Source organism: Lysobacterales bacterium (assembly GCA_016703225.1).
Classification (GTDB): domain Bacteria; phylum Pseudomonadota; class Gammaproteobacteria; order Xanthomonadales; family Ahniellaceae; genus JADKHK01.
Genome location: JADJCM010000003.1, coordinates 791,597 through 805,292, shown reverse-complemented (window position 1 = coordinate 805,292; position 13,696 = coordinate 791,597). Strand labels below are relative to the sequence as shown.

Sequence of the window (13,696 nt, the reverse complement as noted above, 5' to 3'; positions counted from 1 at the left end):
GCCCGCCGGGGCAATCCGGCCACGACGGCCGCAGTACGGAGAATCCAATGAGTCAGGACACGACGTCGGCAGAGTCCGGCGACGATTTCGGCGCGCTGCCGGTGGAGGAGCTGGAGGCGCGCCTGCGCGATCTCGAGAACCAGCTGGGCGTGGCCAAGGACGAACAGGTGCGCCTGCTCGCCGAAATGGACAACCAGCGCAAGCGCGCCGCGCGTGATGTCGATGCGGCGCGCAAGTTCGGCGTGGAGCGGCTGTTGAACGACTTGATGCCGGTGTGCGACGGGCTCGAGATGGGCCTGAGCCAGGGTGGCTCCGACCCGACCCGATTGCGCGAAGGCATGGACCTGACCCTGAAGCTGCTGCTCAAGGCGGCCGAGGGCCATGGTCTCAAGCGGCTGCATCCGGTCGGCGAAGCGTTCAACCCGGAGTGGCACCAGGCCATGGCCATGGTGCCGACCGGTGATCGTCCCGCCGGCAGCATCATCGACGTCTACCAGGCCGGCTATCGCCTGCACGAGCGCCTGATCCGTCCGGCCATGGTCACCGTCGCCGCCGACCCGCTGCCGCCTGAAGACGCCTGACCCAGACCCTTGAACCTCGCTTTCACAGCCACATAACAGCGCCATCCGCCGCAAGGCATTTGCTATTCCGGAGACATCCCATGGGCAAGATCATCGGTATCGACCTCGGCACCACCAACAGCTGCGTTGCGATCATGGACGGCGGTTCGGTCCGCGTGATCGAGAACGCCGAGGGCGACCGCACCACGCCGTCGATCGTCGCGTTCGCGAAGGACGGCGAAGTCATCGTCGGCGCCGCTGCCAAGCGCCAGGGCGTGACCAACCCGAAGAACACCTTCTACGCGGTGAAGCGCCTGATCGGGCGCAAGTTCACCGACGCCGAAGTGAAGAAGGACCTGGATCTGGTGCCCTACAGCATCCTCGCCCACGACAACGGCGACGCCTGGGTGCAGACCTCGGATGGCAAGCGCATGGCGCCGCCGGAAATCTCGGCCAAGGTGCTGATGAAGATGAAGAAGACCGCCGAGGATTTCCTCGGTGAGGCAGTCACCGAAGCGGTGATCACGGTGCCGGCCTACTTCAACGATTCGCAGCGCCAGGCGACCAAGGACGCCGGCCGCATCGCCGGCCTCGACGTCAAGCGCATCATCAATGAGCCGACGGCGGCCGCGCTCGCCTATGGCCTCGACAAGTCCGGCGGCAAAGATCGCAAGATCGCCGTGTACGACCTCGGTGGCGGCACCTTCGACGTGTCGATCATCGAGATCGCCGAGGTCGATGGCGAGAAGCAGTTCGAAGTGCTGGCGACCAATGGCGACACCTTCCTCGGCGGCGAAGACTTCGACAAGCGCGTGATCGATTTCCTGGTCGAGGAGTTCAAGAAGGAGCAGGGCATCGACCTGCGCAAGGACCCGCTCGCGTTGCAGCGCCTGAAAGACGCCGCCGAACGCGCCAAGATCGAACTCAGCACGCTGCAGCAGACCGACGTCAGTCTGCCCTACATCACCGCCGACGCCAGTGGCCCGAAGCACCTGACCGTCAAGCTGACTCGCGCCAAGCTCGAGTCGCTGGTAGAGGACCTGATCCGCAACACCATCGAACCCTGCCGCACGGCGATGGCCGACGCCAAGATCAAGACCTCGGATATCGCCGAGGTGATCCTGGTCGGCGGCATGACGCGCATGCCCAAGGTACAGGCCGCAGTCACCGAGTTCTTCGGCAAGGAACCGCGCAAGGACGTGAACCCGGATGAAGCCGTGGCCGTTGGTGCCGCGATCCAGGCCGGCGTGCTCTCGGGTGCGGTCAAGGACGTGCTGTTGCTCGACGTGACCCCGCTTTCGCTCGGCATCGAGACCATGGGCGGCGTGTTCACCAAGCTGATCGAGAAGAACACGACGGTGCCGACCAAGGCTAGCCAGATTTTCTCGACGGCCGAAGACAACCAGACCGCGGTGACCGTGCACGTGCTCCAGGGCGAACGCAAGGAAGCGCGCTACAACAAGGCACTGGCGAAGTTTGATCTTGCCGGGATCGATGCAGCCCCGCGCGGGATGCCGCAGGTCGAGGTGACCTTCGACATCGATGCCAACGGCATCCTGCACGTGTCGGCCAAGGACAAGAAGACCGGCAAGGAACAGAAGATCGAAATCAAGGCCGGCTCGGGCTTGTCGGAAGCCGAGATCGAACAGATGGTGCGCGATGCCGAAGCGCACCGCGAGGACGACAAGCGCTTCGCCGAACTGGTCGAAACCCGCAACAAGGCCGACCAACTCGTGCACAGCGTGCGCTCGTCGCTCAAGGAACACGGCGCCAAGGTGCCGGGTGACCAGATCGGCCGCATCGAGGAAGCGACCAAGGACCTGGAGTCCGTGATGAAGGGCGACGACAAGGCCAAGATCGAATCCAAGATCGCCGCCCTCGAAGCCGCCGCCGCGACCCTCGCCGCCGCCGCCCAAGCTGGCGCCCAGGGCCCCGGCCCGGAAGCACCGGGCGCAGGTGCCCAGGCAGCGCGAGACGACGTGGTGGACGCCGAGTTCACCGAGGTCAAGGACGACAAGTAAGCCGCTCGGGCGTGCCGCTGGCTTGACACCGGCGGACATGCCCTTAAGATGAGCCCATCGCTCCGACTACTATTCATGGAGCGGTCTACTATGGGGCTCCCTCGGGAGCCCCTTATTTTTTGGAGGTGTCGATGAAGCAGGTCGCGGTCTTCGTTGATGCCGGCTATCTGTTCGCCCAGGGGTCACAGGAACTGTTCGGAGAGAAGCTGCGACGGGGCGAGTTGGTTCTGGACGAACGCGCAGTCATCCAGAAGCTGACGGAGTTCGCGGGCGCTGTCTCGGGCCGGAGGCTGCTGAGGATCTACTGGTACGACGGCACATCGGCGGGTCCGACAGCGCAGCATGCGTCCCTTGCCTTTCTCGACAATACCAAGGTGAGGCTCGGCTTCGTCAACTCGGTTGGCGAGCAGAAGGGCGTTGACTCCTTGCTCGTGACCGACATGATCACGCTGGCACGCAATCGCGCGATGTCGGACGCCGTGCTGCTCGCTGGTGATGAGGATCTCCGGGTCGGAGTCCAGCAAGCGCAGGAGTTCGGCGTGCGTGTGCACCTGGTGGGCATTCGGCCGGCGCGTGGAAGCCAGTCCACGTTCTTGCTGCAAGAAGCCGACACCAAGGTCGAGTGGGATGGCGCGCAGCTTGGCGCATTCCTGTCTCGTCGCGAGCGCGTCGATGCGTCCATCGTGGTGGCACCTGTCGTAGCGACGACGGGGCTGCTCGCAGAGGTGGAATTTGGCGCCTTGCTCGACGAGTTGACGGAATCCGAACTACAGGCGTTGATCACCGAGTTCGAGCAGTTGCGCGGTGTGCCCAGAACCATCGATGCCAGGCTGCTCACGATCGCGCGAGCGCAGTTGGGACGAGATCTGGAGCAGAGCGAGAAAAGGCTGCTTCGCGAGCGCTTGGTGGGAGGCGCGAGAGACCGTGTCCTCAAGACCCCATGACGTTTTCGGCAAGTGAACTGATCTTGGCAGGCATCGAAGCGAGAGCATGAGCAAGCGCGACTATTACGAAACCCTCGGCGTGGCCAAGGATGCGTCGGAAGACGATCTGAAGAAGGCGTATCGCCGTCTGGCGATGAAGCATCATCCGGATCGCAATGACGGAGACAAGGAGGCCGAGGTCAAGTTCAAGGAGGCGAAGGAGGCCTGGGAAGTCCTTTCGGACCCGGGCAAGCGCCGCGCCTACGACCAGCACGGTCATGCCGCGTTTGAGCAAGGCATGGGTGGCGGTGGACATGCCGATGTCGGTGACATCTTCGGCGACATCTTCAGCGACCTGTTCGGCGGCGGTCGCCGCGGACAGGCACCGCGGCGCGGTGCCGACCAGCGTGTCGTCGTCGAACTCGATCTCGAGGAGGCCGTGTTCGGCGTCGCCAAGGAGATCGACGTTCCCGCTGTGGTGAACTGCGACGAGTGCGACGGCACCGGCTCGCAGGATCGCAAGACCAGCACCTGCTCGATGTGTCGGGGACGCGGACGAGTGGTTGCCGCGCGCGGGATCTTCCACGTCGAGCAGGCCTGTCCGACCTGCAGCGGCAGCGGCAAACAGATCGAGAAACCGTGCAAGAGCTGCCGTGGCCATGGCCGCGTGCAGAAGGAAAAGACCCTGTCGGTGAAGATTCCTGCCGGTGTTGATACCGGCGACCGCGTGCGCCTCGCCGGCGAAGGCCATGCCGGGCCGCCGGGCACGCCGAACGGTGATCTGTTCGTCGAGATGATGGTACGCGAGCACAAGATCTTCTCGCGCGAGGGCAACGACCTGTATTGCGAAGTGCCGATTCGCTTCTCGCTCGCCGCGCTCGGCGGCGACGTGGTGATCCCGACACTGGAAGGCGATGCCCGGATCAAGGTGCCGGCCGAAACCCAGACCGGCAAGCTCTTTCGCCTGCGCGGCAAGGGCGTCAAGTCGGTGCGCGGTCACGACTACGGCGACCTGCTGTGTCGCGTCGTGGTCGAGACCCCGGTGCGGCTGAGCAAGCGCCAGCGCGAACTGCTGGAGGAATTCGAGGGCACCTTCGACGATGGCCGTGACCACATGCCGCGTCAGACTTCCTGGCTCGACGGCGTCAAGTCGTTCTGGGACAAGATGACCTCGTGACCCCGGGTCTGGGCGTGCGCCTGATTTGAACCGTGCCCGGGCCGTGATATTCACGCGCGGCGCTTGCCGCCGGTGGTGGCAGCGCTGCTAGTCTGCGCTCCCGTTTTCCGGAGCCTGCCATGACTGCTGCACGTCTCGCGTTTGCGATCGCCCTCGTCCTCGGAGTGCCGTTGATTGCGGCGTGCACGCAAAAGCCGGCGCCGGTGGTGGAGCCGGCGAAACCGCTGGCGGTGAACCACGATCAGCAGTTCGAGGCCTTGTCGCGTTCGTGGCTCGGCGACTGGTTTCGCTTGAACCCGGTGTCGGCCACCCAGGTCGGCAGCCATATCGTCGATGGCAAGCTCGACGACCTGAGCGAGAAGGGGCGCAAGGCTGCACTCGATTTCGCGCGCCAGAGCTTGGTCGCTCTGGATGCGATCGACCCGGCGACGTTGTCGCGCGAGAACCAGATCGACTACGCGATCTTGCGCAACCAGTTGCAGAGCGATGTCTGGAGCACGGAGACGCTGCAGGCCTGGGCCTGGGACCCGCAGGTCTACAGCCAGCTCGCCGGCAGCGCCATCTACACGCTGATGGCGCGGGACTTCGCGCCGCTGCCCGAGCGCCTGAAATCGGCGACCTTGCGCATGGAGAAGTTGCCGAAGCTGTTTGAGCAGATGCGCAGCAATCTCAATCCGGCGCGGGTGCCGTCGATCCACGCCGAGACCGTGGCAAAGCAGCACAACGGCATCCTCGGGCTGGTCGACCAGTTCATCACCCCGAACCTCGGGCAGCTGGGCGAGGAAGACCGCGAACGCGCCGAGAACGCGATCGGCAACCTGCGCATCGCGGTGGCCGCGCACCAGACCTGGCTTGACCAGACGTTGATGCCGAGTGCGCAAGGCGATTTCCGCATTGGCGCCTCGCTGTACGACCGCAAGCTCGCCTTTGCGCTGAACTCGCCGCTCGGCCGCCGCGAGATCCGCACTCGTGCCGAGGCCGAACTGCAGCGCGTTCGCGCCGAGATGTACGAGATCGCGCGTGCCGTGCTGGCCGACCAGAAGGGCGCACCCGAACTGCCCGAGCAGCCGACGCCGGAGCAGCAGCAGGCGGCGATCGCGGCGGCGCTGGAACTCGCCTACGCCGACCGTCCGGAACGCGACAAGGTGGTCGAACTGGCGACTGCGAGCACCGAGCGCGCGACCGCCTTCGTGCGCGAGAAGGGCCTGATCACCCTGCCGGAATCACCGGTGAAGATCATCCTGATGCCCGAGTTTCAGCGCGGCGTGTCGGTCGCCTACTGCGACTCGCCGGGTCCGCTGGACAAGCACCTCGACACCTTCTACGCGGTCTCTCCGATCCCGGACGAGTGGACGACCGAACAGGTCGATTCGTTTCTGCGCGAATACAACACGCGCTCGATCGAGGAGTTGAGCATCCACGAAGCAATGCCCGGCCACTTCCTGCAGATCGCGCACTCGAACAAGCATCCCTCGGTGCTGCGCGCGGTGCTGTCTTCCGGCTCCTTCGTCGAGGGCTGGGCGGTGTTTTCCGAGAAGCTGATGGTCGATGCCGGCTACATGGACAACGACCCGCTGTTCAAGCTCGTGAACCTGAAGTGGTACCTGCGCGTCATCACCAACGCCATCATCGACCAGGCCATCCATGTCGATGGCATGAGTCGCGACGAAGCGATGTTGCTGATGACCGAGCAGGGCTTCCAGCAGGAGCGCGAAGCCGCCGGCAAATGGGTGCGCGCGCAATTGACTTCGGCGCAGCTGCCGACCTACTTCGTCGGCTTCCAGGAACACCTGGATCTCGAAAAGGCCGTGCGCGAACGCGACGGCGAACAGTTTGATCTGCGCCGGTACAACGACACGGCGCTCTCTTTCGGCTCGCCACCGGTGCGCTTCGTGCGCCAGATGATGCTGGACGAAGCGATTCGATGAGGGCGCTGCGTCGCGATCGGTCGGGACTGCCGAGATGCTGATTTCGGTCGTACTGCCCTCGCGCCTGGCGCCGCTCGATGCGGCGACGCCGGACGGTCGCTGGTTCGTGGAGCGAGCGCTCGACTGCATCGAACGGCAGACGGTACTCGCCGACGGGCACCGCATCGAAGCGGTCGTCGGTGTCGATCCCGGCCAGGGCCAGCGCGCCGGACTGCGTCTGGGTGCGCGTGCGCGCGTCGCCGAGGCGGAAGCTGGTGGTCAGGCACAGGCCTTGAACGCGGCGGCGGCCGCGATTCGCGGCGACTTCGTCGCGTTTCTCGAAGACGACGACTGGTGGGACGACGACTACCTCGCCTTCGCCCTGCGCGCGCTGCAGCAGGTCGACTTCGTCAGTTCGACGCAGCTCGAGCGCACACCAGACGGCACCATCCTGCGCATTTTCGATTACCCGACGCCTTCGTCGTGGGTGATGCGTCGCGCGGTCTGGGACGCGGTCGGTGGCTTCGATCCCGGCTATCGCTGGCATCTCGATTCCGACTGGCTCGGACGCCTGCGCGAGCAGGACGCGAAGCGCTTGCATTTCGTCGAGGCGACGGCGCCGATCACGCTGAACGAGATCGGCGAGTCGCGCCTGCAGCTCGCCTATCTGGTGCGCTTCGCGCGCGAGAAACTGCAACTGGCACGCCACACCCGTTTCCTGCCGCTGGTAACGCGTACCGTGCATCCGGGTTCGGGCATGGCCCGCATCCGCATCGATCCGGTGTTGCGCGGTGAAAGCCAGCTGGAATATGCACGCCTGCAGGAGCGCTTCGGTGGCCTGCCGTACTGAGCGTGCTCGTCACCGATTCGTCACGATCGCGGCGTGGGCAGGGCGTGCCGCGCTTCGCTAGACTTGTGCCATGGAAACACCAGCGCGCAGCAACAAGTTCAGCATCAAGTCGGCGGCCGACATTGCGCGCATGCGCGAAGCGGGGCGTCTGGCCGCGGATGTGCTCGACATCGTCACCGAGCACGTCAAGCCCGGTGTCAGCACCGAGGAGCTGGACCGCATCTGCCACGAGTACATCGTCCAGGTGCAGCAGGCGGTGCCGGCCAACCTCGGCTACAAGGGCTTTCCGAAGGTGCTGTGCACCTCGGTCAACAACGTCATCTGCCATGGCATTCCGAGCGCGTCGAAGATCCTGAAGGACGGCGATATCGTCAATATCGACGTGACCGTGATCAAGGACGGCTGGCACGGCGACACCAGCCGCATGTACTGCGTCGGCACGCCGCCGGTGCTGGCGAAACGGTTGGTCGATGTGGCGTTCGAGGCGATGTGGCGCGGCATCCGCGTGGTGCGGCCCGGGGCCACCCTCGGCGACATCGGGCACGCCATCCAGAGTTTCGCCGAATCGCACCGCTTCTCGGTGGTGCGCGAATACTGCGGCCACGGCATCGGGCAGGTCTACCACGAAGACCCGCAGGTACTGCATTACGGTAAGTCCGGCACCGGCCCGGTCCTGGTCCCGGGCATGACCTTTACCATCGAGCCGATGATCAACGCCGGCGCCGCTGCCACGCGGCTGATGCCGGATGGCTGGACCGTGGTCACGCGCGACCGCTCGCTGTCGGCGCAGTGGGAGCACACCATCGCGGTGACCGACGACGGCTTCGAGGTGCTGACCTTCGGCGCTGCGGACCGGGCCACGACATGAACGACCCGCGCGGCGCCGAATCCGCCGCGCCCGCGGCCTTTGTCACTTCGCACTGGCGCGAACGCCTGCGCAAGGAGCAATTCGGCGACGAGGCCAGCTTTGCGCTCGGCACTCCGGCCGAACAACTGATTGCGGCCCGTGCCGCTCGTGTCGACGAAGCGCTGCAGGCGGCGTATGCGGCCGGGCTGGCGGATGCGCCCGGCATGGTGCTCGCCGCCACCGGCGGCTATGGCCGCGGCGAGTTGTTTCCACAGTCGGACATCGACCTGTTGCTGATCATCGCCGAGGACGACGACGCTCGCCATGTCGCGATCGAACACTTCCTCGCAGCGATCTGGAACATCGGCCTCTGCGTCAGCCACATCGCGCGCACTCCCGAGCAATGCCTGCGCATCGGCGCCGAAGACCTGTCGTCGGCGACCGCGATGTTCGAGTCGCGCTATCTCGCCGGCGACGAAGCCCTGCTGACGAGCACGCTGGCAGCACTGGATGCGCAGGGCGTGTGGCCGCCGCAGGCGTTTTTCGCGGCCAAACGCGACGAACTGCGCGCGCGCCATGCGCGCTTCAACGACACTTCGTTCAACCTCGAGCCCAACCTGAAGGAAGGCCCGGGAGCAATCCGCGACCTCGACACGCTCGGCTGGATGGCGCGCCGCTGTTTTGGCGTCAGTGCACTCTCCGGGTACGCGGCCGCCGGAGTCTGCAGCGACGCCGATCAGGCCGCACTGCTTGCCGCGCGTGCGGTACTGGCGAAGTTGCGTTATGGCCTGCACCGCGCGGTGCAGCGGCGCGAGGAGCGGCTGCTGTTCGATCATCAGCGCGAACTGGCGAAACTGTTCGGTTATGCCGATCAGCATCGCGAGAACCTCGCCGTCGAGCAGTTGATGCAGGGCTTTTTCCGTGCCGCTTCGAGCGTGCGCCGCATCACCCAGCGGCTGCTGCTCGATTGGGAGGAACGGCTCGCTTCCGAGCCCTCGCCAACGATCTGGTTCGAGGACGACTTCGGTCTGCGCCGCGGACGCCTTGCGCATCGGGATCCGCACCGGATCGCCGCGAGCATGGCCGGTGCAATGCAGGTCTGCCATCGGCTGGCGTTGACCGCGGCGGCCGAGGGCTTGGCGCCGGAGCTTGCGGCCACGATCCAGCAGGCAGTGCGCGGCTATGCGCCCGAGGCCGAACGCGATGATTGCGTCGGTGCTTTCCGAACGATCCTCAAGCAACCGCTGCGTGCGGCGCGCGTGTTGCGCGTGATGTCCGAGCTGGATCTGCTCGGGCGCCTGATCCCCGCGTTCGAGCGCGTGACCGGGCGCATGCAGTACGACATGTTCCATGCCTACACCGTCGACCAGCACACGCTGCGCGTGCTCGAGCACCTGGCGCGTTTCGCCGATGCCGCCACCGCCGCGGCGCTGCCGCTCGCGGTCGAGGTGCGTGCACGCCTGCGCAAGCCGGAACTGCTGCTGCTCGCCGGCTTGTTCCACGACATTGCCAAGGGCCGTGGTGGCGACCACTCCGAACTTGGCGAGCGCGATGCGCGCGAGTTCGCGCGCTGGCTCGGCCTGTCGCAGGCGGATGCCGACCTGGTCGCGTGGCTGGTCCGCCACCATCTCGACATGTCGCTGACCGCTCAGAAGCAGGACGTTGGCGACCCCACGGTGGTGCACCGCTTCGCCTCCTTGGTGGCCGACTGGGAGCGGCTCGATTACCTCTATCTGCTCACGGTCGCCGACATTTCCGGAACCAGTCCCAAACTCTGGAACGCGTGGAAGGACCGCCTGCTCGCCGACCTCTACAACGCCACGCGCTATGCGTTGCGGCGCGGTCTTGAACATCCGGTGCATAGCCGTGAGCGCGTCGCCGAGATGCTGGATCAGGCGCGCGACGCGATGCAGGCCGCTGGCGGCGATGTGGCCGCTGCGGAATGGGTGTGGGCCGACTATCCCGAGGACAGCGTGCTGCGTTTTTCGCCGGCGCAGCTCGCGTGGCAGGCACAGCAGATCCTGGCGCAGGGTGGTACTGCCGAGGCTCGCGTTGCAGTGCGCAACGATGACAGCGGCGGCACCGAATTGCTGGTGATTTCTCCGGATCGCGACGGGCTGTTCGCGACCATCACTGCCGTGCTCGATCGCATGCAGGTCAACGTGCACGATGCGCGCATCGTCACCACGCGCGGCCAGCGCGTGCTCGATACCTTCCAGATTCTCGATGCCCAGGGCCAGCGGCTGACCGATCCGGCACGCATCGATGATCTCTGCCGGCGCCTCGCCGAAGAACTCGGCAAGCCGGAGCTGAACCTGACTCCGGCACGGCGTGCCTGGTCGCGCCAGCAGAAACACTTCCAGGTGCCGCTGCAGTTCGAGTTCAGCGAGCGCGAAGGCGGCAGTCGCACGCAGTTGGCGCTGGTCTGCTCGGATCGGCCCGGGCTGCTGGCGCATGTCGCGCAGGCGTTCCGCGCCTGCGGCGTGCGTGTACACGACGCGCGCATCGCCACGTTCGGCGAGCGCGTTGAAGACTTTTTCGTGCTCTCCGACGAACAGGATCGCGCGCTCGATGCCGCCGCGACCCAGGCGCTGGAACGCACCCTCGGCAACGAACTGGCGCCATTGAGATGACTCGCGAATTGCAGGAACGGATCGACGCCGCTTTCGAGCGGCGCATGCTGCTCACGGAGGCGGAGATCGAGGCCGAGGTACGCCCGGCGGTGGACACGGTGATCGCTGCCCTGGACACCGGCGTGCTGCGTGTTGCCGAACCAGGCGAGGGCGGCTGGGTCGTGCACCAGTGGCTCAAGAAGGCGGTGCTGCTGTCGTTTCGCATCGAGCACAACCGCGTGATGCCGGGTGCGCCGTCGCCGTTCTTCGACAAGGTGCCATTGCGCTACGAGGGTTTCGACGAAGCCGCGTTCCGCGCCGGCGGCGTGCGCGTGGTGCCGGGTGCGATCGTGCGTCGTGGCGCCTACCTCGCGCGCGACGTCGTGCTGATGCCGAGCTTCGTCAACATTGGCGCGCACATCGGTGCTGGCACCATGGTCGATACCTGGGCCACCGTTGGCTCCTGTGCGCAGATCGGCGCCAATGTGCACCTGTCCGGCGGCGCCGGCATCGGCGGCGTGCTCGAACCGCTGCAGGCCGCTCCGACGATCATCGAGGACGACTGTTTCATCGGCGCGCGTTCGGAAGTGGTCGAGGGCGTGATCGTCGAGCGCGGCTCGGTGATCGGCATGGGCGTGTTTCTCGGCGCCAGCACGCGCATCTACGATCGCGAGAGCGGCGAGGTCCACCTCGGGCGCGTACCCGTCGGCAGCGTCGTCGTCTCCGGCTCGCTGCCGGCCCGCGACGGTTCGCACAGCCTGTACGCGGCGATCATCGTCAAGAAGGTCGATGCGAAGACGCGTGCCAAAACCAGCCTCAACGAGCTGTTGCGCGGGATCGAGTGATGCAGTTGCCGATCCTCTACGGCCTCGATACCTGCGATACCTGCGGCAAGGCGCGGCGCTGGCTGGACCGCGAAGGTGTGGCCTACCGTTTCATCGATTACCGGGCGCAGCCGATTCCCGGTGAAACACTGAAGGCCTGGGCTGCGGCGCTGGGCTGGGATGCGCTGATCAATCGCAGCAGCACGACCTGGCGCAACTTGCTGCCGAACCGCAAGGACCCGCGCAGCGATGCCGAGTACATCCTGTTGCTGCGCGACCATCCGGCGTTGTTGCGACGGCCGTTCGCGGTGATCGGCGACGAGTTCTTGATCGGCTTCAGTGGGGGTCACTACGAAAAGCGCTTTCGGCGCGCGGACTCGCCGTCGTGAGCACGTTCTCGGACACGATTCGCCTCGCGATCGACCTGTGCGCGCGTGGCTCGGTGACGCCAGCGGATGCCGGCTGCCAGGACCTGATCGGCGAGCGCTTGGCGCGCTCCGGCTTCACCATCGAGCGCATCGACACCGGTGGCGTGTGCAACCTCTGGGCCTGGCATGGCAGCGTCGGTCCGGTGTTCGCTTTCCTTGGCCACACCGATGTGGTGCCGACCGGCGACCCGGCCGCCTGGACCTCGCCGCCGTTCGTGCCGAGCCTGCGCGATGGGCTGTTGTTTGCGCGCGGTGCCGCTGACATGAAAGGCAGTGTCGCGGCGATGGTGGTCGCGCTCGAAGCCTTCGTCGCCGCGCATCCGGCGCATGCCGGCGTGGTCGGTCTGCTGCTCACCAGCGACGAGGAAGGCGACGCGGTCCACGGCACCCGCCACGTGGTCGATGAGTTCCTGCGCCGCGGGCAAGCCATCGACTATTGCGTGGTCGGCGAACCATCGAGCGAGCAGTATCTGGGCGATCGCATCCGCATCGGTCGCCGCGGCTCCCTGCATGGGCACCTGCGCGTGCGCGGCGTGCAAGGCCATGTCGCGTTTCCGGAGAAGGCGTTGAACCCGATCCACGCCGCAGCGCCGGCACTGGCCGAGCTCGCGGCGCGGCGCTGGGACGACGGCAACACGCATTTTCCGCCGACCGGCTTCCAGATATCGAACATCCACGGCGGCAGCGGCGCATTCAACGTGATCCCGGCCGATCTCCGCGTCGACTTCAACTTCCGCTTTGGCACCGCCTGCAGCGCCGAGGAACTGATGCGCGACAGCGAAGCGGTGCTGGTGCGCCACGGCCTCGACTACCGCATCGAGTGGGATTTGTCCGGCGCGCCATTCCTCACTGCGGACGGCGTGCTGCGCGACGCAACGCTGGCGGCGCTGCGCGCGCGCGGCATCGCCGAAACCATTGCCGATACCGGTGGCGGCACCTCCGACGGCCGTTTCATCGCCACCCTCGGCAGCGAGATCGTCGAACTCGGACCGGTCAACGCCAGCATCCACAAGATTGACGAGCACGTGCGTCTCGCCGATCTGGAGGCGCTCGCCGAAATCTATCGCGACATTGCCGAACGGGTGCTACTCGCGTAGTCGCGCAGTGCGGGATCGCCGACGAGGACACAATCAGGCGGAAGGTTGGCAGCCGCGAATGGCTCGGGCCGGAAGCTGAGAAAGATCCCGTGCGGCGCGCCGGCTTCGGTCACGTCGGATTGCGAGGCGTCATCGCGGATGGCGGTGATCCGGACGGGGATGCGCTGGTTTTCGCGGTCAAGCAGGTACAGACGGTCGCCGACGCGGATGCGGCCATGCTCAAGCACGGCGCCGGCCATCCACGGGTCGCTGTCGCCGAACACCATGCCGAGGCGGATGCGGGCGGTGGCGTCGGTCGCGGTTTCGCTCGTGTCCGGTTCGAATGGCTTTGCTGCGCCCGGTGCCTCGGGCGCGTCAGTTGAACAGGCGACCAGCGTCAGCGCGAGCAGGAAGAAAAGCAGGGTCTTGGTCATCGGACGGCAGGGTAGCGGACACACTGCCGTCGCACAT

12 protein-coding genes are annotated in these 13,696 nt (G+C 66.1%); 11 read left to right on the top strand and 1 reads right to left on the bottom strand.

The window, feature by feature from the left end:
- Positions 1–47: 47 nt before the first annotated feature.
- From grpE to dapE, 11 genes are all read left to right on the top strand, one after another.
- On the top strand, positions 48–581 hold the full coding sequence (gene grpE, locus IPG63_16865; protein ID MBK6728862.1) for a nucleotide exchange factor GrpE: 534 nt from the start codon (positions 48–50) through the stop codon (positions 579–581).
- Between the two features lie 80 nt (positions 582–661).
- Positions 662–2,581 (top strand): molecular chaperone DnaK, encoded by a 1,920-nt coding sequence (dnaK, locus tag IPG63_16860; GenBank protein MBK6728861.1) that lies wholly within the window; start codon positions 662–664, stop codon positions 2,579–2,581.
- A gap of 131 nt (positions 2,582–2,712) precedes the next feature.
- The gene (locus tag IPG63_16855) at positions 2,713–3,525 is read left to right on the top strand and encodes an NYN domain-containing protein (GenBank protein ID MBK6728860.1); all 813 of its coding nucleotides are present in this window, start codon (positions 2,713–2,715) and stop codon (positions 3,523–3,525) included.
- 46 nt (positions 3,526–3,571) lie between these two features.
- The gene (gene dnaJ / locus IPG63_16850; protein ID MBK6728859.1) at positions 3,572–4,681 is read left to right on the top strand and encodes a molecular chaperone DnaJ; all 1,110 of its coding nucleotides are present in this window, start codon (positions 3,572–3,574) and stop codon (positions 4,679–4,681) included.
- A 119-nt stretch (positions 4,682–4,800) separates the two neighbouring features.
- Entirely contained in the window at positions 4,801–6,609 is a 1,809-nt protein-coding gene (locus tag IPG63_16845; GenBank protein ID MBK6728858.1) for a DUF885 domain-containing protein, read from the top strand.
- A gap of 34 nt (positions 6,610–6,643) precedes the next feature.
- Entirely contained in the window at positions 6,644–7,438 is a 795-nt protein-coding gene (locus tag IPG63_16840) for a glycosyltransferase (protein MBK6728857.1), read from the top strand.
- A 70-nt stretch (positions 7,439–7,508) separates the two neighbouring features.
- Positions 7,509–8,306: a type I methionyl aminopeptidase gene (map, locus tag IPG63_16835; GenBank protein MBK6728856.1), complete on the top strand. Its 798-nt coding sequence runs from the start codon at positions 7,509–7,511 to the stop codon at positions 8,304–8,306.
- Complete coding sequence (gene glnD, locus IPG63_16830; GenBank protein MBK6728855.1) at positions 8,303–10,918, top strand: [protein-PII] uridylyltransferase; 2,616 nt, start codon at positions 8,303–8,305, stop codon at positions 10,916–10,918. Before map ends, glnD begins: the two co-directional genes overlap by 4 nt.
- Complete coding sequence (gene dapD / locus IPG63_16825; protein MBK6728854.1) at positions 10,915–11,742, top strand: 2,3,4,5-tetrahydropyridine-2,6-dicarboxylate N-succinyltransferase; 828 nt, start codon at positions 10,915–10,917, stop codon at positions 11,740–11,742. The genes glnD and dapD overlap by 4 nt, the downstream gene beginning before the upstream one ends.
- 5 nt (positions 11,743–11,747) lie before the next feature.
- Complete coding sequence (locus tag IPG63_16820) at positions 11,748–12,110, top strand: Spx/MgsR family RNA polymerase-binding regulatory protein (protein ID MBK6728853.1); 363 nt, start codon at positions 11,748–11,750, stop codon at positions 12,108–12,110.
- Entirely contained in the window at positions 12,107–13,246 is a 1,140-nt protein-coding gene (dapE, locus tag IPG63_16815) for a succinyl-diaminopimelate desuccinylase (protein ID MBK6728852.1), read from the top strand. The genes IPG63_16820 and dapE overlap by 4 nt, the downstream gene beginning before the upstream one ends.
- On the opposite strand, the gene IPG63_16810 is transcribed toward dapE, so the two are convergent.
- Positions 13,210–13,659, bottom strand: a complete 450-nt coding sequence (locus IPG63_16810) for a hypothetical protein (protein MBK6728851.1) — start codon at positions 13,657–13,659, stop codon at positions 13,210–13,212. The genes dapE and IPG63_16810 overlap by 37 nt on opposite strands.
- Positions 13,660–13,696: the final 37 nt, after the last annotated feature.